We start from the raw sequence: 18446 nt of genomic DNA on the forward strand, positions 1-18446 counted from the left end.
GGGCCTGTTCACACTACGGCAGGGGTCGCGTCAGAGGCTGGGGCGGGGCCAGCCCGGCACTCCGGGCGCGTGGCGTTCCGAGCCCCGACGCCAGGCCTCGGCCCAGGCCTGCACCGGATGCGCGAGCAGGCCGCGCACGACACAGCCGGCGGCGGCGCCCGTCGCCGCCACGTCGGCCAGCTGCCCGGGCTCCAGCACGCCGCCGATACCCACCACCGGCACCGGCGCCATCGCCGCCCACCAGGCGAGATTGCCCAGCCCCTGCGGTCGCCAGGGCATGGCCTTGATCAGCGTCGGCCAGACGGGGCCGCAGGCCACGTAGTCGGGCGCCCAGGCGACGGCGCGGGCCAGCTCCCACAGGCTGTGAGAGCTCAGGCCCAGCCGCAGGCCGCGGCGGCGGGCCTCGGCGAGGTCGTGGCGGTCGGCCGGCGTCAGGGCCGCCAGGTCCTCCTGGCCGAGGTGGACGAAGTCGACGCCCAGCGCCAGGGCCTCGCGCCAGTGGTCGTTGACGACCAGCGTCGCCCCCGGCCGCCGGGCCGCGTCGACCTCGCCGGCCAGCCGCGCCTGCCAGGCCGCCTCTGCCTCTCCCGCCGCGCGCTTGAGCCGCAGCTGCACGGTGCGCAGGCCGGCATCGAAGAGCGCCGCCGCATGGGCGCCGCGGTCCGTGATGCCGTAGACGCCCTGCACCGCCGCCCGGCCGGCGGCGCGCTGTGGCCAGGCCTGCGGCAACTCGTCGAAGGCGGCGGGCAGCAGCGCCGGGTCGGTGACGAAGCCGGGCGACGGATGCACCGGCCCGGCGCCCGCGCCAGGGGTGGCGTGGCCGCCTCCCAGCGCCGACGTGGTCAGCATCTTGGCCAGCACGGCGGCGTCGGCCACGGTGAAGCCGCGGGCCAGGCCGGCGGCCAGGGCCGTGGCGAAGCAGCAGCCGGTGCCGTGGTGGTGGCGCGCATCGCGGCGCGGCAGGGCCAGCCAGCCGCGGCCCTGCGGGGCCTCGAGCCAGTCCAGCGCCAGCGCGCCGGCCGCGTCCCCGCCGGTGACGCAGGCGGCGCCGACGCCCAGGCGCCGCAACGCTTGGGCCTGGGCAGGCGCCTCGCCAGCGCCCGCCAGGCGGGCCGCCTCGTCGCGATTGGGTGTGACGACCGTGGCCCGCGGCAGCAGCTCCTCGCGGTAGGCTCGCAGCAGCGCCTCGCCCGCGAAACCGGCGCCGGTCGACGCGCGCAGCACCGGGTCGACGACCAGGGCCACCTCGCCGCCCTCGCGCAACCGGTCGATCCAGCGCACGACGACGCGCAGCGCCTCGACGCTGCCCAGCAACCCCGTCTTGACGGCACGCGGCGGCAGGTCGCCGGCCAGGGCAGCGAGCTGGGCCTCGATCTGGAGGGTGGGCAAGGGGAAGATGCCCTCCACCGCCACGCTGTTCTGCGCCGTCACGGCCGCCGCGACGGCGCACAGGTGCACGCCCATGGCGTCGGCAGCGCGCTGGTCGGCCGACAGGCCGGCCCCGCCGCCGCTGTCCAGGCCGGCGATGCTCCAGACGATGGGTGGGCGCGTCATGGCAGGACGAAGGGCCGGCCGCCCACGGGCGTGCTGGGCACGGCCATGTCCTGCGGGGCCATGACGCCGGCCTCGAAGCCGGCCCTTCCGCCCGCGATGGCCTGCGCGAACGCCGCCGCCATGCGCACCGGGTCGCCGGCCTGGGCCACGGCGGAGTTCAACAGCACGCCGTCCATGCCCAGCTCCATGGCCGCCGCCGCATGCGAGGGCGCGCCGATGCCGGCGTCGACGATCAGCGGCACGCCCGGCAGGCGCTCGCGCAGCACGCGCAAGGCGAAGGGGTTGAGCAGGCCCTGCCCCGAGCCTATGGGTGCGCCCCAGGGCATCAGCACCTCGCAGCCAGCGTCGAGCAGGCGCCGGCAGGTGACGAGGTCGTCGGTGCAGTAGGGGAAGACCTGGAAACCGTCGCGAGCCAACTGTGCGGCTGCGCTGACCAGCTCCCAGGGGTCGGGCTGCAGCGTGTGTTCGTCGCCGACGACCTCGAGCTTGACCCAGGGCGTGTCGTAGAGCTCGCGCGCCATGTGGGCCAGGGTGACGGCCTCCGCCGCCGTGCGGCAGCCGGCGGTGTTGGGCAGCAGGTGGCCGCCCGTGGCCTTCAGGGTCTCGCGGATGGCGGCGACGAAGCCGTTGTCGCCCGCCGCGGCCAGCGTGCGCTTGAGCCCGACGGTGAGCACCTGGGCGCCGCTGGCGATGACGGCCTGCCGCAGCACCTCGGGCGAGGGATAGCCGGCCGTGCCGAGCAGGAAGCGGCTGGCCAGCGGTCGGCCGTAGAGGGTCCAGGTCATGCGTCACCATTCCGTTCGGGGTTTTTTACAAGGATGCGAAACACGGCCACAGAGGCACAGAGACACCGAGAGGACACCAGCCTCTCTGTGTCTCTGTGCCTCTGTGGCTGTGTCCTTGAACTTGGGCAGAAAGACGCTCGTCACGTCAGCCTCCTGTGATGGGTTGGATCAGGGTCAGCTCGTCGCCGGGCTGCACGAGGGTCGCCTCGCGCCGGGCACGCGGCACGAAGGCGCCGTTGAGCGCCGTGGCGACCGACTCTGGCGGCCGGCCCTGCTCCGCGAGCACGGCGGCGATGCTCAGGCCTTCCCGCCAGGGCTGCGGTTGGTGGTTCACGGTGTAGTCAGACATGGCCGAGCGCCTTCTCCGCCAGGGCCGGCGCCAGCAGCCAGCCGTGGCGGAACAGGCCGTTGATGCGCAGCAGGCCGGGCTGGTGGTCCAGGCGCGGCCGGTGATCTGCGAAGGCGGGGCGCAGGTTGGTGTCCAGCCGCACGATGCGCGCCTCGGCGAGGCCGGGCAGCACGCTGTGGGCCGCCGCCATCAGCTCGACGGCGCTGCGCAGGCTCACGCCCGAGCGGTCCTCGCTTTCGATCTCGGAGGCGCCGACGACCACGACGTCGCCGGGCCGGGGCACGACGTAGACGCGGTGCCGCGCATGCATCAGCCGCACCGGCCGGTGCAGCGCCACGCCGGGCGCGTGCAGCCAGACCACCTCGCCGCGCACGCCGCGCAGCCCGGGCAGCTCGGCCTTGGCGCCATGGCCGCGGGTGTCGATGACGACATCGGCATCGAGGCGGCTACCGTCATCCAGCTCCAGGCGGTGGGGCTGCACCGCCACCGCGCGCCGACCCCAGAGCCACTCGACGGCCCGCGCCTCCCGTGCAAGGGCGGCCAGCATCTCGGCGGGCAGCACCTGGCCTTCGCCCGGCAGCAGCCAGGCGTGCAGGTCCGGCGCCAGCGCCGGTTCGAGGGCATGGCGCGCGGCCACGTCGAGCATCGGCGGCGGTGACGGCAGCCGGGCCAGCACGCGGCGGGCCGCGCCCAGGTCGCCGCCATGGGCCAGCAGCAGGCTGCCTTCGGTGCGCACCAGCCCGGGCTGTCCGAGGTCGGCGGCGATCAGCGGCCACAGCTGCAGCGAGCGCCAGCCCAGGGCGGCGATCTCGGGCTCGGCATGTTCCTGCTCGGCGACGGGACTGAGCATGCCGGCTGCCGTGAAGCCCGCCGCCCCGGGCGCCTCGGGCCCGGCGGCCGGGTCGATGACCTGCACGCGATGACCGATGCGGGCGAGCTGCCAGGCCAGCAGCCGACCCATCACGCCGGCCCCGGCGATGGCGATGGCGAGGGTGGCCATCAGTCCTGCCGCTGGATGGGGATGTAGAACTCGCCACCGGCGGCGCGGAACTCGGCGGACTTGCGCGCCATGCCGTCGGCTGCCACGTCGGCCGCCTCCAGCCCGTGCGAGGCCGCGTAGTCCCGCACGTCCTGGGTGATCTTCATCGAGCAGAACTTGGGCCCGCACATCGAGCAGAAGTGGGCCTCCTTGGACGAATCCTTGGGCAGGGTCTCGTCGTGGTAGCCGCGCGCGGTGTCGGGGTCGAGGCCGAGGGCGAACTGGTCGTTCCAGCGGAACTCGAAGCGCGCCTTGCTCATCGCGTCGTCGCGCGCGCGGGCGCCGGGGTGGCCCTTGGCCACGTCGGCCGCGTGGGCGGCGATCTTGTAGGCGATGAGACCCTGCTTGACGTCATCGCGGTCGGGCAGGCCCAGGTGCTCCTTGGGTGTGACGTAGCAGAGCATGGCCGTGCCCATCCAGCCGATCATGGCCGCGCCGATGGCGCTGGCGATGTGGTCGTAGCCGGGCGCGATGTCGATGGTCAGCGGACCGAGTGTGTAGAACGGCGCCTCGTGGCAGTGCTTGAGCTGCTCGGCCATGTTGGCCTGGATGAGGTGCATGGGCACGTGGCCGGGGCCTTCGACCATGGTCTGCACGTCGTGCTTCCACGCCAGCTGCGTCAGCTCGCCCAGGGTGCGCAGCTCGGCGAACTGCGCCTCGTCGTTGGCGTCGGCCGCGCTGCCGGGGCGAAGGCCGTCGCCCAGCGAGAAGGTCACGTCGTAGGCCTTCATGATTTCGCAGATCTCTTCGAAGTGCGTGTAGAGGAAGTTCTCGCGGTGGTGGGCGATGCACCACTTGGCCAGGATGGACCCGCCGCGCGAGACGATGCCGGTGCGGCGCCGGGCCGTCAGGGGCACGAAGGGCAGGCGCAGGCCGGCGTGGATGGTGAAGTAGTCGACGCCCTGCTCGGCCTGCTCGACCAGGGTGTCGCGGAAGACGGCCCAGCTCAGTTCCTCGGCCACGCCGCCGACCTTCTCCAGCGCCTGGTAGATGGGCACGGTGCCGATGGGCACGGGCGAGTTGCGAACGATCCAGTCGCGCGTGGTGTGGATGTTGCGGCCGGTGGAGAGGTCCATCACCGTGTCCGCGCCCCAGCGGATGGACCAGACCAGCTTCTCGACCTCCTCCTCGATGCTCGAGGTGACGGCCGAGTTGCCGATGTTGGCGTTGACCTTGACGAGGAAGTTGCGGCCGATGATGGTCGGCTCCAGCTCCGCGTGGTTGATGTTGGCGGGGATGACGGCCCGGCCGCGCGCCACTTCCTGGCGGACGAACTCGGGCGTGATCAGCTCCGGGATGGCGGCGCCGAGGGCATCGCCCTTGAGCCTCGCCTCGCGCCCCGCGTCGGCGAGGTAGTCGCGCATCCACTCGCGGCGGCCGTTCTCGCGCAGGGCGACGAACTCCATCTCCGGCGTGACGATGCCGCGGCGGGCGTAGTGCAGCTGCGTGACGTTGGCGCCGGCCTGGGCGCGGCGCGGCGTGCGCTGCAGGCCGGCGGCCTCGGCGCGCAGCTGCGCGAGGCGTTCGTTGCCATCCCTGCCGCCATCGTCGAGCGGCACGGCCGGGCGGCCGGCGTAGGCCTCGGTATCGGCGCGCTCGGCCACCCAGCCAGCACGCACGGGCGCCAGGCCGCGCCGCACGTCCACGTTCACGGTGGGGTCGGTGTAGGGGCCGGAGGTGTCGTGCACGACCACGGTCTCGCCGTTGGACAGGGCGATCTCGCGCACCGGCACGCGCAGGTCGGGCCGGCTGCCGGTGACGTAGACCTTGCGCGAGGCCGGGAAGGGCTCGCGCGTCAGCGACAGGCGCTCGTCGAGGGTGTGCGCGGAGGCGGAGGGTTGGGGGGCGTTCACGGCGGCGGTCTCCTGGAGCGATGGTGAAGTGCTCCGTGGCCGCCGGCGGGTGCGCAGGCGAGGCCAGGCCTCGCCGGCACGCCCTTGGGCATGCGCTCTCCTTACGCCGGTATTAGCCGGTTCAAGTTCACGGGTTCGACCGTCATCGGTCGTCTCAGCGTCTGGGCTTGGCATCGGCCAGGCCCGGGCACCCCGGAGCGGGCGCGATTGTGCGGGTCAAGCCGCCCGCTTGGCAAGGGCCAGCGCGAACAAGGCCAGGCCAGTGGCGACGGCAAAGGTGGCGCCCAGGCCTGCCGCCGCGAAGAGCGCGCCCATGGCCGAGGCGCCGGTGACCAGGCCCAGGTTGCGCGAAAGCGTGAGCAGCCCCGCGACCACACCTCGTTCATCCCCCGCCACGCCGGCCATGACGGCTGTGTTGTTGGCCGCCTGGAAGAGCGCATAACCGGGCGTCACGATGACCAGCGGACCGACGTAGGCCAGAACGCCCAGCGCGGCCGGCAGCACCCCGATGAGGGCGCAACCCGCCGCGACGGCCATGAGGCCCAGCCGCGCCATCGACTGAGGCCCGAAGCGGTCCACCAGGCGCCCGGCCGGAATGCCGCTCAAGGCCGACGTCAGCGGGCCGACCGACATCCATGCCCCCACCGCCGCCGCGCCCAGGCCAAGTTGCCGCGAGAGATGGAAGGGACCGACGACCAGGGTCGCCATCATCACCGTGGAGACCAGGGCGTTCATCGCGAGGCCGGCGCTGAGCGCCCGGTCGCGCAGCCGCTCGAGCTTGAGCAGGGGCGAGGCGGCGCGGGCTTCCACGCCGATGAAGGCCGCCAGGCCCAGCGCCGCCAGCGGGAGCAGGCCAAGGTGGCGGGTCATCGCCAAGGCGTAGACCGCGAGCGTGAGGGCCAGCAGGGCGGCGCCGGGGAGGTCGAGGCCAGCGCGGCGCGGCGCCGTCGACGCGGCAGGCAACACCCGCCAAGCGAGGCCGAGGGCCAGCAGGCCCAACGGCAGGTTGACGGCGAAGAGGGCCCGCCAGCCGAGGCCGGCGATCAGCAAGCCGCCGAGGGACGGCCCCAGGGCCGTGCCCACGGCCGACATGGTGCCCAGCAGGCCCATCGCCCGACCGGTGTGCGCCTTGGGCACGGCGTCGCCGACGAAGGCGAGGGTCAAGGCCATCATGGCCGCAGCGCCCACACCCTGGGCAGCGCGCGCGGCGATCAGCGTCGGCAGGCCGGGCGCCACGGCGCAGGCGGCCGAAGCGAGCGTGAACAGCGCGATGCCAGCCAGCAGCAGGCGCCGCCGGCCCACCAGGTCGCCGAGCCGGCCGGCCGCGACGATGAGGGCCGTGGTGGCCAGCAGGAAGGCCAGCACCACCCACTGCACGGCCCCGAAAGGCTCGCCGAAGGCCTGCGCCAGCGTCGGCAAGGCCACGTTGGCGCTGCTCACGGCCAGTGACGGCAGCAGCATGCACAAGGCCAGGCTGGGCAGCACCCAGGCGGGCGCCGGCGAGTTGGTGGAAGGGGTGTTGGCGGCGGTCGTGGTGGTCATGCCCAGACCTTAGGCGGGCGGCGGGCATGGCGGAAGACGCATGATCTGCACTCCATAACTGCACGCAACGCCATGTCAGACCCCGACCTCAACCTGCTCGCGACGCTGGATGCCCTGCTGGCCGAAGGCAGCGTCGCGGGAGCGGCCCGGCGGCTGCGGCTCAGCGCCTCGGCCATGAGCCGGGCTCTGGCCCGGCTGCGCGAGGCCACGGGCGACCCGCTGCTGGTGCGCGCCGGCCGCGGCCTGGTGCCTTCGCCGCGGGCGCTGGAGCTGCGCGAGCGCATCGGGCCCCTCGTGGAGGAAGCTCGAGCGGCACTGCGGCCGGCGGCGGCGCTGAAGCTCGACCGCCTGGAGCGGCGCTTCACGCTGCGCACGCGCGAGGGCTTCGTCGAGAACTTCGGCGCCGCCCTGCTGGCCCGCGTGGCGAGCGAGGCGCCCGGCGTGCGGCTGCGCTTCGTCCCCAAACCGGACAAGGACAGTGCCCCGCTGCGCGACGGCAGCGTGGACCTGGAAACGGGCGTCGTCGGCGCGGCGACGGGGCTCGAGCTGCGCGCGCAGGCCTTGTTCCGCGACCGCTTCGTCGGCGTCGTCCGTGCGGGGCATGCGCTGGCGGACGGCACCGTCACGGCCGGGCGTTATGCGGCGGCGGGCCACGTCGCCATGTCGCGCCGCGGGCTGGACCGCGGCCCGGTCGACGAGGCCCTGACGGCCCTGGGCCTGGCACGCGACATCGTGGCGACGGTGGCCGGCTTCTCCGAGGCCCTGGCGCTGGCGCGCGGCACCGACCTCGTCGCCACCGTCCCCGAGCGCCACACCGCCCGGCTGCGCGAGGGCCTGCACAGCTTCGCCCTGCCGCGGGAGCTGGCGCTGCAGGACTTCACCGTCTCGCTGTTGTGGCATCCGCGGATGGATGGCGACGCGGCTCACCGCTGGTTGCGGGGGTGTGTGAGGGAGGTGTGCGCCGCAGAGATCGGCGCGTGCGGCGACGCTTGATCGGGCGCGTGTGCGGGTCTCGGCCGTCGCTGCAGACCAGGCAGCCGCTCAAGCCTTGGCCAGCAGGCGCGCGCCGTCCACCTTCGAAGCCGCCTTGTCGAAGGTCCACAGTGGCAGCTCGCCGGCCTGGGCGGCCAGCGCGATGTGCAGGCAGTCGGCAAAGTCCGCGGTCCCCTGCCGATAGAGCTGCAATGCCACTTCGAGCGCGCGCTCCGATTCGATGCGGAGTTCCGCTGCCGAGAACAGCGACGACAAGGCACGCAGCACGCTGTCCTTGTCGAAGCCGAAGCTCTTGCGCAGCACCCATTCGAGTTCGAGGATGACGGTCGCCGGTACGAAAAGCTGGGCACCTTCGCTCGTGAGCCGCGTCACCAGCTCGCGTGCCGCCGCAGCCTGTGCTGCGTCGTCCTGGACCAGGTAGCGCACCAGGACGTTGGTATCGAGCGCGGGCATGCGTCAGCGCCAGGGGTTCATCTCGTCGATGCCGACACGCTTGCCTTTGGGGGCCTTGAGCATGCCCGCCATGTCGAGGATGGACTTGCTCTTGACCCGCACGATGAGCGTTCCATCGGGCATGGCGGACCACACCAGACGCGTGCCGGGCTTGGCGTCGACGAGGGCACGGATTTCCGCGGGCACGGTGGTCTGGCCCTTGGCCGTGACGGTGGACTGCATCATGTCTACTCCTTACTTCTTCTTGGATTGTAATTCGCCCTTTCCAAAAAAAGGGCCGGCCACTCGACGCAGCCGGCCCGGGCGCAGGAGCGCGCTCGAGGGAGATCAGTCCTTGTCCGCCGGCATCGCGCCGGGCATGCCGTGCAGCGGCAGCGCGGTGGCACCTTGCTCCGCCGGCCGCGCCGCGGGCTTCTTGTCGCGCACCAGGTAGCTGTAGAGCACGGGCACGACGACCAGGGTCAGCAGCGTGGAGGTGATGACGCCGCCGATGATGGCCCGGCCCATGGGCGCCTGGATCTCGCCGCCGTCATTCAGCGCGATGGCCATGGGCAGCATGCCGAAGACCATGGCGGCCGTCGTCATGATGATGGGCCGCATGCGGATGAGGCCCGCCTCGCGCAGGGCCTCGGCCACGGTGGCACCGGCCTTGCGGGCATGGTTGGCGAAGTCGACGAGCAGGATGGCGTTCTTGGTGACAAGGCCCATCAACATGACCAGGCCGATCATCGAGAACACGTTCAGCGTCGAGCGCCACAGCAGCAGGGCCAGCATCACGCCGATGAGGGCCAGCGGCAGCGAGGCCATGATGGCGATGGGCTGCAAGAAGCTGCCGAACTGGCTGGCCAGCACGATGTAGATGAAGATGACCGCCAGGCCCATGGCCGCCAGCAGGCCGTTGAAGGCCTCGGCCTGCTGCTTGCCGGCGCCGTCGAGCTTGAAGCTGGTGCCGGGGGGCAACTGGGTGGCCTTGATGAGCTTCTGCACGTCGGCGTTGACGTCGCCGCCCGGGCGCCCCTGCACGCCGGCGAACACGGCCTCGCGGCGCTGGAGGTTCTCGCGGCGGATGACCTCGGGGTTGAACACCGGCTCGATGGTGGCGACCTGGTCCAGCGTGATGGGCGCACCGTCCTTGGAGAAGGCCACCGGCAGCTTGCTCATCTGCTCGATGCGCTCGCGCTGCTCGCGCGGCAGGCGCAGCAGCACCTCGACCTGGTTGCCGTCGGGCGTCGTCCAGTAGGTGGCGACCTCGCCATTGACGTAGGCACGCAGGCTGGAGGCCACCTGCGGCGCGGTGAGGCCCAGCTCACGGATGGCCGAGTCCTTCAGGCGCACGGCGAAGGCCGGCAGGCCGGGCTTGACGGTGGTGTCCACGTCCACGGCACCGGGGATCTTCCTGATCTTCTCGACCAGGTCCTTGGCGGTCTGGTTCAGCACCTCGGGGTCGGTGCCCAGGATGGTGATCCAGATCGGGCGGTTGAAGCCCACGCTGACCTCCACGCCGGGGATCTTGGCGATGTCGGCGCGGATGGCGTCCTCGATCTCCTTCTGGCTGCGCTTGCGCTCGCTGCGGTCGACGAGGGAAATGTTGAGCGAGGCCTGGTTGCGGCCGGTGGCCAGGCCTTCGCCGGTGCTGCCGACCACGGTCGACACCGTCTTGATCTCGGGGTAGTGCTGGAGGATCTCTTCCACCTGGGCGACCTTGGCGCTGCCGCGCTCGACGCTGGAGGCGACCGGCATGCGCAGGTTGACCTGGGTGAAGCTGTTGTCCGTCTCGGGCACGAACTCGCTGCCCACCAGGGGCGCCAGCATCAGCGCCGCGACGAAGCTGGCGAAGGCGCCCCACAGTACGAGGCCGCGCGGCGTGAGGGTGGCAAAGCGCAGCACGCGCGGGGCCGTCTTGTCGCGCATGCCGTGGGCGTCGAAGGGTCGGCCGTAGGCAGGGATGGGCGGCACGAAGACGCGGTAGCGGCGCCCGGAGAAGGCCCAGTCGATGAGCCGCTCGTAGGCGTCGTGCAGGTGCTCCATGCACCAGTCGGTCGCGCGGATGGCGTGGCCGACGACGGGCAGGCGCTTGACGCGCTCGTTCACGGGGTCGTGCCAGACCGAGGACAGCATGGGGTCGAGCGTGAAGCTGACGAAGAGGCTGACCAGCACCGCCACCGCCACCGTGATGCCGAAGGGATAGAAGAACTTGCCGATGATGCCGCCCATGAAGGCCACGGGCACGAAGACGGCGCAGATGGCGAAGGTGGTGGCCATCACGGCCAGGCCGATCTCGTTGGTGCCGTCGGCCGCCGCGGTGTGGTGGTCCTTGCCCATGCCGACGTGGCGCACGATGTTCTCTCGCACGACGATGGCGTCGTCGATGAGCAGGCCGATGCACAGCGACAGCGCCATCATGGTCATGAAGTTCAGCGTGAAGCCGAAGGCATGCACGGCGATGAAGCTGGAGATGACGGCGATGGGCAGGGTCAGGCCGGTGATGATGGTCGAGCGCCAGCTGTGCAGGAACAGGAAGACGATGGCCACGGTCAGCAGCGCGCCTTCGATGAGGGTGTGCCTGAGGCCCGTTAGCGAGCCTTTGACGAAATCGCTGTTCGCATAGATGAGGCGCAGCTCCACGTCCTTGGGCAGCTGCTTGCGCAGCTCCTCCATGGCCTCCTTGATGGCGTCGCCGGTGGCGACGATGTTGGCGTCCTGCTGCTTGAAGATGTTGAAGCTCACGGCCGGCTGGCCGTTGATGCGGGCGATGCTGTCGACCTCGCGCTCGCGCTCGACCAGGGTACCGAGGTCATTGAGCGTCAGCGCCAGGCTGCCGCGGCGCGCGACGACCATGTTGCCGAAGGCCTTGGGGTCCTTGACCCGGCCTTCGACGCGCAGGATGGCGTCCGCCGTCCGGTCGGACAGCAGGCCCACGGGCTGGTCGGAGTTGGCATCGGCCAGGGCCTTGGCAATCTCGGCCGGCGTCACGCCATAGGCGCGCAGCCGCATGGGATCGAGGTCGATGCGCACCTCGCGCGTCGTCATGCCGCCCACGTCGACCTTGGCCACGCCTTCCACCCGCGCCAGGCGCTTGGAGACGATGAGGTCGGCCATCATGGACAGCTCGCGCGAGCCGCGCGTGCCACTCAGCAGCGCCATGACGACGACGGGCTGCGCGTTGTCGTTCTGGAAGCGCGACACCGACGGCGGCTTGACCTCCTTGGGAAAGGCCGCCTGGGCCGCAGCGACCCGGTCGCGCAGGTCCTGCATCGCCCGGCCCATGTCGGTGTTCAGGCCGAACTCGACGCTGGCCTGCACCCGGCCCTCGAAGCTGCGCGACTGGATGCGCTCCACGCCAGCGATGCTGTTGAGCGCTTCTTCCAGCGGCTTGGCCACCTCGCGCTCCACGGCCTCGGGCGAGGCGCCGGGATAGCGGATGTCGATGCCGGCGCCGGGGAAGTTGATGTCGGGCATCTGCTCGACCCCGAGCCTGGCGTAGGAGAACAGGCCCAGCACGCACAAGGCCACCATCACCATGGTCGCGAAGACCGGGTTCTGGATGGAAACGCGGGTCATCCACATGGCACGGCCCTCACTGCTGGGTGGTTGCCGCCGACGCGGCGGCGCTGGCCACCTTGGCGGACTTGGCGGCCACGATCACGGCCTTGTCGCCTTCGCGGAGGTTGTCGAAGCGCGCGGCCAGCACCTGGGCCTCGGGCTTCAAGCCGTTGAGGATCTCGACGCGGCCCTCGCGGGCATCGCTGCGGCCAGTCGTCACGATGCGCCGCACCAGGGCGCCGTCCTCGATCATCCAGACCTGCTCCTGACCGGAGTTGCGCGTGATGGCCGCCATGGGCACGGTCAGGCGCTGGATGTCGTCCTGGAGCACCACCTTGGCAACGGCGTACTGGCCAGCGCGGTAGAGCTCCTTGGGGTTGTCCAGCACCAGGGTCACGCCGATGGAGCGGGTGCCGGGCTCAGCCGCGGGAGCGATGCGGGCGATCTTGGCCTGGACCGGCTGGTCCACGCCCTCGACCTGCACCTGCACGGCCATGCCCGGCTGCAGCCGGCTCACCTCGTGGGTGCCGACCAGGCCGGCGAGTTCGAGCTTGCTCAGGTCGACGATGGTGAGGATCTGCTGCTCGGCGGCCAGCTTCTCGCCGGGCAGCGCGTGGCGCTTGGCGACGATGCCGCTGATGGGCGAGACGAGAGCGGCCTGGCGCATGGTCACCTGGCTGGTGTCGAGCTGGGCCTTGGCGGCGTTCCAGTTCGCCCGCGCCGCCTCATAGGCCGCACGGGAGGTATCCAGCGCGGTCTGGGCGATGAAGTTCCTGGCCGCCAGGCCCTCGTTGGCCTTGTAGGTGCGCTCGGCCTGCTCCATCTGCGCGCGCATGGCTTCGACGCTGGCATTGCGCTCGGCGATGCGGTAGCGCAGCTCCTCCAGGTCCACCTGGCCGAGGGCCTGGCCGGCCCGGACCCGGCTGCCTTCGCCAACGGCGAGATTGAGCAGAGTCCCGTTGGACTTGGCCCGCACGACCACCGTGCCCGGCGCCACCAGCGGGCCGCTGAACTCGATGACCGCCGGCATGGCGGCGAGCGTCGGCCTGGCGACTTCGCCCGACACGAACTCCAGCACGGCCTGCGGCTTGGCGTCGCCCGGCTTCTTGGGGCCATCGCCCTTGCTCGCCATCACTGCCACGCCGGCTCCGCCGATCAGCAGCACCACCGCTGCGATGCCGCCCAACTTCCAAGTCTTGCGCATGGCTCCCCCAGTGCTCTCAGATTCACAGACCTTTGCAGTCTAGAAATCGAGGCGATGGCACGCAGCCGGCGTGAGACGAAACGCGGAATGCGAGGGCTGAGCTGCACCGGCCGGCGATCGGGCCGGAGGCGGGATGGGCGGCAGGCCTACCGGTGGGCGGGGATCGGGTCTATCGGCAGGGCCACATCCCCGCACTGCGCCCTGTGACGAAGGGCATGGTCCATCAGCACCAGGGCGAGCATGGCCTCGGCGATGGGCGTGGCGCGGATGCCCACGCAGGGGTCGTGGCGGCCGAAGGTCTCGACCGTCGTCGGCTGGCCGGCGCGGTCGATGCTGGCCTTGGGGCTGCGGATGGAGCTGGTCGGCTTGATGGCGATGCTGGCCACGACGTCCTGGCCGGTGGAGATGCCGCCCAGCACGCCGCCGGCGTTGTTGCTCGCGAAGCCCTCGGGCGTGAGTTCGTCGCCATGCTCGGTGCCGCGCTGGGCGACCGACCGGAAGCCGGCGCCGATCTCGACGCCCTTGACGGCATTGATGCCCATCAGCGCGTAGGCGATGTCGGCGTCGAGCTTGTCGAACAGCGGCTCGCCCAGGCCGACCGGCACGCCGGTGGCTTCGACCCGGATGCGCGCGCCGACGGAGTCGCCGGCCTTGCGCAGGCTGTCCATGTAGTCTTCGAGTTGGGCGATCTGGCTGGCGTTGGCCGCGAAGAAGGGGTTATGGCCGACGTGCTCCCAGCCTTCGAAGGCGATGTCGATCTCGCCGAGCTGGGTCATGCAGCCGCGGAACTCGGTGCCGTAGGCTTGCCGCAGCCATTTGCGGGCCACGGCACCGGCGCCCACCATCGGCGCCGTGAGCCGTGCCGAGGAGCGCCCGCCGCCGCGCGGGTCGCGCAGGCCGTACTTGCGCCAGTAGGTGTAGTCGGCGTGGCCGGGGCGGAAGGTGTCGAGGATGTTGCCGTAGTCCTTGCTGCGCTGGTCGGTGTTGCGGATCAGCAGGCAGATGGGCGTTCCGGTCGTCAGGCCCTCGTAGACGCCGGAGAGGATCTCGACGGTGTCGGGCTCGTTGCGCTGGGTGACGTGGCGGCTGGTGCCGGGGCGGCGGCGGTCCAGCTCCGGCTGGATGTCGGCTTCGGTCAGGGCCAGGCCGGGCGGGCAGCCGTCGATGACGCAGCCGATGGCCGGGCCATGGCTTTCGCCGAAGTTGGTGACGCGGAAGAGTTCGCCGAAGGTGCTGCCTGCCATCCGGCGATTCTAAGGAGGGCACACAAGCAAAAGCGGCCCCGCAAGGCCGCCTTCATGGAGCACGAACCGAGGCGGCTCAGCCGGTCTTGGCCGGGTCTTCGGTGGGCTCCTCCACCGGCCAGTCGCGGATGTAGGCCTTGAGCATGCGGTTCTCGAAGTCCTGGCTGTCGACGACCGCCTTGGCCACGTCGTAGAACGAGATGACGCCCATCAGCGTGCGGCCGTTCATGACGGGCATGTAGCGCGCATGCCGGCCCAGCATCATGCGGCGCACCTCGTCGATCTCGGTCTCGGGCGTGCAGGTGAGCGGGTGGTCGTCCATGACGCTGCGCACGATGGTCGTGCCCACGCTGCCGCCGTTCTTGACGATGGCCTGGATGACCTCGCGGAAGGTCAGCATGCCGACCAGTTCGCCATGGTCCATGACGACCAGGGAGCCGATGTCGCGCTCGGCCATGAGGGTGAGCGAATCCTTCAAGGGCTCGTCGGGCGAAACGGTGAACAGGGTGCCGCCTTTGACACGCAGGATATCGACGACTTTCATGGCTGCCTCCACGGGAAAACGCCCAGCCAACATAGCACACAATGCCCGCGCATCCACCCCATGAAAAACACCATGCCGGGATTCGACACCCTCGCTTTGCATGCCGGCGCCGTGCCCGACCCGGCCACCGGCGCGCGCGCCACGCCGCTGCACCTGAGCACCTCCTTCGTCTTCGAGAACAGCGAGCACGCCGCGTCGCTGTTCAACATGGAGCGCTCGGGCCACGTCTACAGCCGGCTGTCCAACCCGACGACGGCGGTCTTCGAGGAGCGCATGGCGGCCCTGGACGCCGGCATCGGCGCGATCGCCACCGCCAGCGGCCAGGCCGCCCTGCACCTGGCCATCGTCACGCTGATGGGGGCCGGCGGCCACGTCGTCGCCAGCACCGCCCTGTACGGCGGCAGCCACAACCTGTTGCATTACACGCTGCGCCGTTTCGGCATCGAGACCAGCTTCGTCGACCCGCGCGACCTGGACGCCTGGCGCGCCGCCATCCGGCCCGAGACGCGGCTGCTGTTCGGCGAGTCGCTCGGCAACCCCGGGCTGGACGTGCTGGACATCCCGGCCGTGGCGGCCCTGGCCCACGAGGCCGGCCTGCCGCTGCTCGTGGACGCCACCTTCGCCACGCCCTACCTGCAGCGCCCGGCCGAGCTCGGCGCCGACCTCGTCTATCACTCCGCCACCAAGTTCCTGTGCGGCCACGGCACGGTGGTCGGCGGCGTGCTGGTGGATGCCGGCAGCTTCGACTGGGATGCCGCCCACGCCGCCAGCGGCCGGTTTGCGACGCTGGCCGAGCCGTATGACGGCTTCCACGGCATGGTCTTCAGCGAGGAGAGCACCGTGGGCGCCTTCCTGCTGCGAGCACGCCGCGAGGGCCTGCGCGACTTCGGCGCCTGCATGAGCCCGCACACCGCCTGGCTGATGCTGCAGGGCCTGGAGACGCTGCCGCTGCGCATGGCGCGGCACGTGGCCAACGCCCAGGCGGTGGCCGAGTTCCTGGCCGCCCAGCCCCTGGTGGGCCGGGTGGCCTATCCGGGGCTGGAGTCCCACCCCGACCACGCCCTCGCCCAGCGCCTGCTGCCCCGAGGCGCCGGGGCCGTCTTTTCCTTCGACCTGAAGGGCTCCCGCGAGCAGGGCCGCGCCTTCATCGAGTCGCTCAAGCTCTTCTCGCACCTGGCCAATGTCGGCGACGCCAAGTCCCTGGTCATCCATCCGGCCAGCACCACCCATTTCCGGATGGACGACGCCGCCCTGCAGCGCGCGGGCATCGGTCCCGGCACCATCCGCCTGTCCATCGGCCTGGAAGACCCGGCCGACCTGATCGACGACCTCAAGCGGGCACTCAAGCTGGCGGGCAAGGCATGAAACTCATCGTCGACCACCACGAGGCCTATGCCTACACGGGCGGCAAGCCCTTCGACGCCACCCTGCCCTGCATCGTCTTCGTCCATGGCGCCCTCAACGACCACAGCGTCTGGACCCTGCTGGCCCGCTGGTTCGCCCATCATGGGTACGCGGTGCTGGCCGTGGACCTGCCCGGCCACGGCCGCAGCGGCGGCGCGCCGCTGGCGAGCGTCGAGGCCCTGGGCGCCTGGCTGCACCGTCTGATGGACGCGGCCGGCGTGGCGCAGGCAACCCTCGTCGGCCACAGCATGGGCTCGCTGATCGCCCTGGAGGCTGCCGGGCGGGCATCGACCCTGATCATGGTGGGCACCGCCTACCCGATGAAAGTGTCGGAGGCCCTGCTCGCCACGGCGCGCGACAAGCCCGAGGCGGCCATGGCCATGGTCACCGCCTTCTCGCATTCGCTGGCCAGCGCCAAGCCCGGCTATCCGGGGCCGGGCAGTTGGCTGCGCGGAGGCTCGATGGCGCTGATGCGCCGGCTGCAGGCCCGCCAGACGGCCGTGAACCTGTTCGAGAACGACTTCCAGGTCTGTGACCGCTATGCCGGCGGCGAGGCGGCGGCGGCCCGCGTGGCCTGCCCGGTGCATTTCGTCCTCGGCGCCCTCGACCAGATGACCCTGCCCCGGCATAACGCCGTCCTCGGCGGCCTGCTCAAGCCGGCCATCCACACCGTGCCGGCCGGCCATGCCCTCATGGCCGAGGCGCCGGATGCCGTGCTGGCGGCCCTGCGCAAGGCCGTCGGCGCCTGACCCGGGATTGCGCGCTTGCCGCCGGCGCGGCGGCGCGCTTGAATCGGCCCATGGCCACCGACCGCTTCACGCGCTTCGCCGACTTCTACCCCTTCTACCTCGGCGAGCACAGCAACCCGACCTGCCGCCGCCTGCACTTCATCGGCTCGACGCTCGTGCTGGTGTGCCTGTTCAAGCTCGTCGCCACGGGCAGCCTGGCCTGGCTGCTGTACGCGCTGCTCTGCGGTTATGGCTTCGCCTGGGTCGGCCACTTCTTCTTCGAGAAGAACCGGCCGGCGACGTTCAAGTACCCGCTCTACAGCCTGATGGGCGACTGGGTGATGTACGCGGACATCTGGCGGGGCCGCGTCAAGTTCTGAGGCTTCAGTTGCGCCAGGCCAGGCCCACCGAGGCCGACGTGCCGGTGCGCCTTTCGACGAGCGGGCTGTCGGCCGCCGGGCCGAGCAGGCGGCTGGCGCCGGCCGAGCCGTAGACCAGCCAGTGCTTGGTGATGGGGCGGATGAAGCCGACGCCCATGTGCAGGTCGCGCAGGCCCGAGCCCGGCTCGTAGGCCGGCTTGCCGCTGGCCTCGACGGCCGACTCCGGCACGCCGAAATAGCTGCGCAGGTTCTGGGCATTGGCCGCGGAGATGCCGATGCCGCTGGTCCATTGCAAGGTCTCGCTGCGGTAGATGCGCCAGCCGAGGTCGGCGCTGACCGTCATGCCGCCCTTGCGGCCGAGGAGATCCTGGGACAGGGTCACGCCGAGGTTGAAGTCCTTGGTGTAGCTGTAGTTGGCGTACAGCCGGGCACGCAAGGTGCGTTTCACGTCGGGCAGGCCGCGCGTGGTGCTCGCGTCGCCGCTGCTGCGGCCGCTGTCCACCCGCAACGCAATGCCGGCGCGCAGCCTGTCGGTGTCGATGAGCTGGGTGCTGGCGCCGCCCGCCGCCTCCTCCTGGCCGAAGCCGAGCAGGCCACCCGCCCCGGAGGTGCTGATGCGCACACGCCCGAACTTCAGCGCCCACAGCGGCTTGAACTTGACCTCGCGGCGGCTGGCGCCGTCGTACTCGGGCTGGGAGACGACGGCGCCGCCGAGCAGGTAGCGGGCCGTCGGGTCTTCCACCGGCTGCCTCTGGGCGTGGGCCGGGGCCCCGGCGGCGGCGGCCAGGGCGGTGATCAGCAGGACTCTCATGGCTGAAGCCTAGCAGCCCC

Annotated in this window: 17 protein-coding genes and 1 riboswitch; of the genes, 4 read left to right on the plus strand and 13 right to left on the minus strand. The window is 71.4% G+C overall.

What is annotated here, in order from left to right; translation table 11 throughout:
• Window positions 1–30: 30 nt before the first annotated feature.
• The 6 genes from LXT12_RS21500 to LXT12_RS21525 all read right to left on the minus strand — a co-directional run bounded on the left by LXT12_RS21500 (window position 31) and on the right by LXT12_RS21525 (window position 7122).
• Entirely contained in the window at window positions 31–1554 is a 1524-nt protein-coding gene (locus LXT12_RS21500; protein ID WP_233394350.1) for a PfkB family carbohydrate kinase, read from the minus strand.
• Window positions 1551–2339 (minus strand): thiazole synthase, encoded by a 789-nt coding sequence (locus tag LXT12_RS21505; protein ID WP_233394351.1) that lies wholly within the window; start codon window positions 2337–2339, stop codon window positions 1551–1553. The genes LXT12_RS21500 and LXT12_RS21505 overlap by 4 nt, the downstream gene beginning before the upstream one ends.
• Before the next feature lie 145 nt (window positions 2340–2484).
• Window positions 2485–2688: a sulfur carrier protein ThiS gene (thiS, locus tag LXT12_RS21510; RefSeq protein WP_233394352.1), complete on the minus strand. Its 204-nt coding sequence runs from the start codon at window positions 2686–2688 to the stop codon at window positions 2485–2487.
• Window positions 2681–3688, minus strand: a complete 1008-nt coding sequence (locus LXT12_RS21515; protein WP_233394353.1) for an FAD-dependent oxidoreductase — start codon at window positions 3686–3688, stop codon at window positions 2681–2683. Before LXT12_RS21515 ends, thiS begins: the two co-directional genes overlap by 8 nt.
• Window positions 3688–5580 (minus strand): phosphomethylpyrimidine synthase ThiC, encoded by a 1893-nt coding sequence (gene thiC, locus LXT12_RS21520; protein WP_349255044.1) that lies wholly within the window; start codon window positions 5578–5580, stop codon window positions 3688–3690. Before thiC ends, LXT12_RS21515 begins: the two co-directional genes overlap by 1 nt.
• An 81-nt stretch (window positions 5581–5661) precedes the next feature.
• Window positions 5662–5785, minus strand: a riboswitch (TPP riboswitch).
• An 11-nt stretch (window positions 5786–5796) separates the two neighbouring features.
• Entirely contained in the window at window positions 5797–7122 is a 1326-nt protein-coding gene (locus LXT12_RS21525) for an MFS transporter (RefSeq protein WP_233394354.1), read from the minus strand.
• A gap of 72 nt (window positions 7123–7194) precedes the next feature.
• On the opposite strand from LXT12_RS21525, the gene LXT12_RS21530 reads away from it, so the two are divergent.
• Entirely contained in the window at window positions 7195–8115 is a 921-nt protein-coding gene (locus LXT12_RS21530) for a LysR family transcriptional regulator (RefSeq protein WP_233394355.1), read from the plus strand.
• Window positions 8116–8163: 48 nt separating this feature from the next.
• Here LXT12_RS21530 and LXT12_RS21535 read toward each other — a convergent pair whose 3' ends face one another.
• From LXT12_RS21535 to LXT12_RS21560, 6 genes are all read right to left on the minus strand, one after another.
• Window positions 8164–8568, minus strand: a complete 405-nt coding sequence (locus LXT12_RS21535) for a PIN domain-containing protein (protein WP_233394356.1) — start codon at window positions 8566–8568, stop codon at window positions 8164–8166.
• A 3-nt stretch (window positions 8569–8571) separates the two neighbouring features.
• On the minus strand, window positions 8572–8793 hold the full coding sequence (locus LXT12_RS21540) for an AbrB/MazE/SpoVT family DNA-binding domain-containing protein (protein WP_233394357.1): 222 nt from the start codon (window positions 8791–8793) through the stop codon (window positions 8572–8574).
• Window positions 8794–8895: 102 nt separating this feature from the next.
• Window positions 8896–12129, minus strand: a complete 3234-nt coding sequence (locus LXT12_RS21545; RefSeq protein ID WP_233394358.1) for an efflux RND transporter permease subunit — start codon at window positions 12127–12129, stop codon at window positions 8896–8898.
• Window positions 12130–12145: 16 nt separating this feature from the next.
• Window positions 12146–13315, minus strand: coding sequence for an efflux RND transporter periplasmic adaptor subunit (locus tag LXT12_RS21550; protein WP_233394359.1), 1170 nt, complete (start codon window positions 13313–13315; stop codon window positions 12146–12148).
• A 146-nt stretch (window positions 13316–13461) separates the two neighbouring features.
• Window positions 13462–14559: a chorismate synthase gene (gene aroC / locus LXT12_RS21555; protein WP_233394360.1), complete on the minus strand. Its 1098-nt coding sequence runs from the start codon at window positions 14557–14559 to the stop codon at window positions 13462–13464.
• A gap of 76 nt (window positions 14560–14635) precedes the next feature.
• A complete protein-coding gene (locus LXT12_RS21560; RefSeq protein WP_233394361.1) occupies window positions 14636–15103 on the minus strand; it encodes a CBS domain-containing protein in 468 nt (155 codons plus the stop codon).
• A 60-nt stretch (window positions 15104–15163) separates the two neighbouring features.
• Here LXT12_RS21560 and LXT12_RS21565 point away from each other — a divergent pair, with 60 nt between their 5' ends.
• From LXT12_RS21565 to LXT12_RS21575, 3 genes are read left to right on the plus strand one after another with little or no spacing between them, the layout of a single operon-like run.
• A complete protein-coding gene (locus LXT12_RS21565) occupies window positions 15164–16468 on the plus strand; it encodes an O-acetylhomoserine aminocarboxypropyltransferase (protein ID WP_233394362.1) in 1305 nt (434 codons plus the stop codon).
• Entirely contained in the window at window positions 16465–17256 is a 792-nt protein-coding gene (locus LXT12_RS21570; protein ID WP_233394363.1) for an alpha/beta fold hydrolase, read from the plus strand. Before LXT12_RS21565 ends, LXT12_RS21570 begins: the two co-directional genes overlap by 4 nt.
• Window positions 17257–17306: 50 nt before the next feature.
• On the plus strand, window positions 17307–17615 hold the full coding sequence (locus tag LXT12_RS21575) for an Mpo1-like protein (RefSeq protein WP_233394364.1): 309 nt from the start codon (window positions 17307–17309) through the stop codon (window positions 17613–17615).
• 4 nt (window positions 17616–17619) lie between these two features.
• Here the strand turns inward: LXT12_RS21575 and LXT12_RS21580 are convergent, their stop codons facing one another.
• The gene (locus LXT12_RS21580; RefSeq protein ID WP_233394365.1) at window positions 17620–18426 is read right to left on the minus strand and encodes a MipA/OmpV family protein; all 807 of its coding nucleotides are present in this window, start codon (window positions 18424–18426) and stop codon (window positions 17620–17622) included.
• Window positions 18427–18446: the final 20 nt, after the last annotated feature.

Source organism: Pelomonas caseinilytica, from assembly GCF_021353235.1.
In the GTDB taxonomy this organism is placed as follows: Bacteria; Pseudomonadota; Gammaproteobacteria; order Burkholderiales; family Burkholderiaceae_C; genus Pelomonas; species Pelomonas caseinilytica.

What these genes read in the sequence shown, in the direction of transcription:
- LXT12_RS21500 (WP_233394350.1), bottom strand. Translation starts at nt 1,554, where the DNA reads ATGACGCGCCCACCCATCGTCTGGAGCATCGCCGGCCTGGACAGCGGC.
- LXT12_RS21505 (WP_233394351.1), bottom strand. Translation starts at nt 2,339, where the DNA reads ATGACCTGGACCCTCTACGGCCGACCGCTGGCCAGCCGCTTCCTGCTC.
- thiS (WP_233394352.1), bottom strand. Translation starts at nt 2,688, where the DNA reads ATGTCTGACTACACCGTGAACCACCAACCGCAGCCCTGGCGGGAAGGC.
- LXT12_RS21515 (WP_233394353.1), bottom strand. Translation starts at nt 3,688, where the DNA reads ATGGCCACCCTCGCCATCGCCATCGCCGGGGCCGGCGTGATGGGTCGG.
- LXT12_RS21525 (WP_233394354.1), bottom strand. Translation starts at nt 7,122, where the DNA reads ATGACCACCACGACCGCCGCCAACACCCCTTCCACCAACTCGCCGGCG.
- LXT12_RS21530 (WP_233394355.1), top strand. Translation starts at nt 7,195, where the DNA reads ATGTCAGACCCCGACCTCAACCTGCTCGCGACGCTGGATGCCCTGCTG.
- LXT12_RS21535 (WP_233394356.1), bottom strand. Translation starts at nt 8,568, where the DNA reads ATGCCCGCGCTCGATACCAACGTCCTGGTGCGCTACCTGGTCCAGGAC.
- LXT12_RS21540 (WP_233394357.1), bottom strand. Translation starts at nt 8,793, where the DNA reads ATGATGCAGTCCACCGTCACGGCCAAGGGCCAGACCACCGTGCCCGCG.
- LXT12_RS21545 (WP_233394358.1), bottom strand. Translation starts at nt 12,129, where the DNA reads ATGACCCGCGTTTCCATCCAGAACCCGGTCTTCGCGACCATGGTGATG.
- LXT12_RS21550 (WP_233394359.1), bottom strand. Translation starts at nt 13,315, where the DNA reads ATGCGCAAGACTTGGAAGTTGGGCGGCATCGCAGCGGTGGTGCTGCTG.
- aroC (WP_233394360.1), bottom strand. Translation starts at nt 14,559, where the DNA reads ATGGCAGGCAGCACCTTCGGCGAACTCTTCCGCGTCACCAACTTCGGC.
- LXT12_RS21560 (WP_233394361.1), bottom strand. Translation starts at nt 15,103, where the DNA reads ATGAAAGTCGTCGATATCCTGCGTGTCAAAGGCGGCACCCTGTTCACC.
- LXT12_RS21565 (WP_233394362.1), top strand. Translation starts at nt 15,164, where the DNA reads ATGAAAAACACCATGCCGGGATTCGACACCCTCGCTTTGCATGCCGGC.
- LXT12_RS21570 (WP_233394363.1), top strand. Translation starts at nt 16,465, where the DNA reads ATGAAACTCATCGTCGACCACCACGAGGCCTATGCCTACACGGGCGGC.
- LXT12_RS21575 (WP_233394364.1), top strand. Translation starts at nt 17,307, where the DNA reads ATGGCCACCGACCGCTTCACGCGCTTCGCCGACTTCTACCCCTTCTAC.
- LXT12_RS21580 (WP_233394365.1), bottom strand. Translation starts at nt 18,426, where the DNA reads ATGAGAGTCCTGCTGATCACCGCCCTGGCCGCCGCCGCCGGGGCCCCG.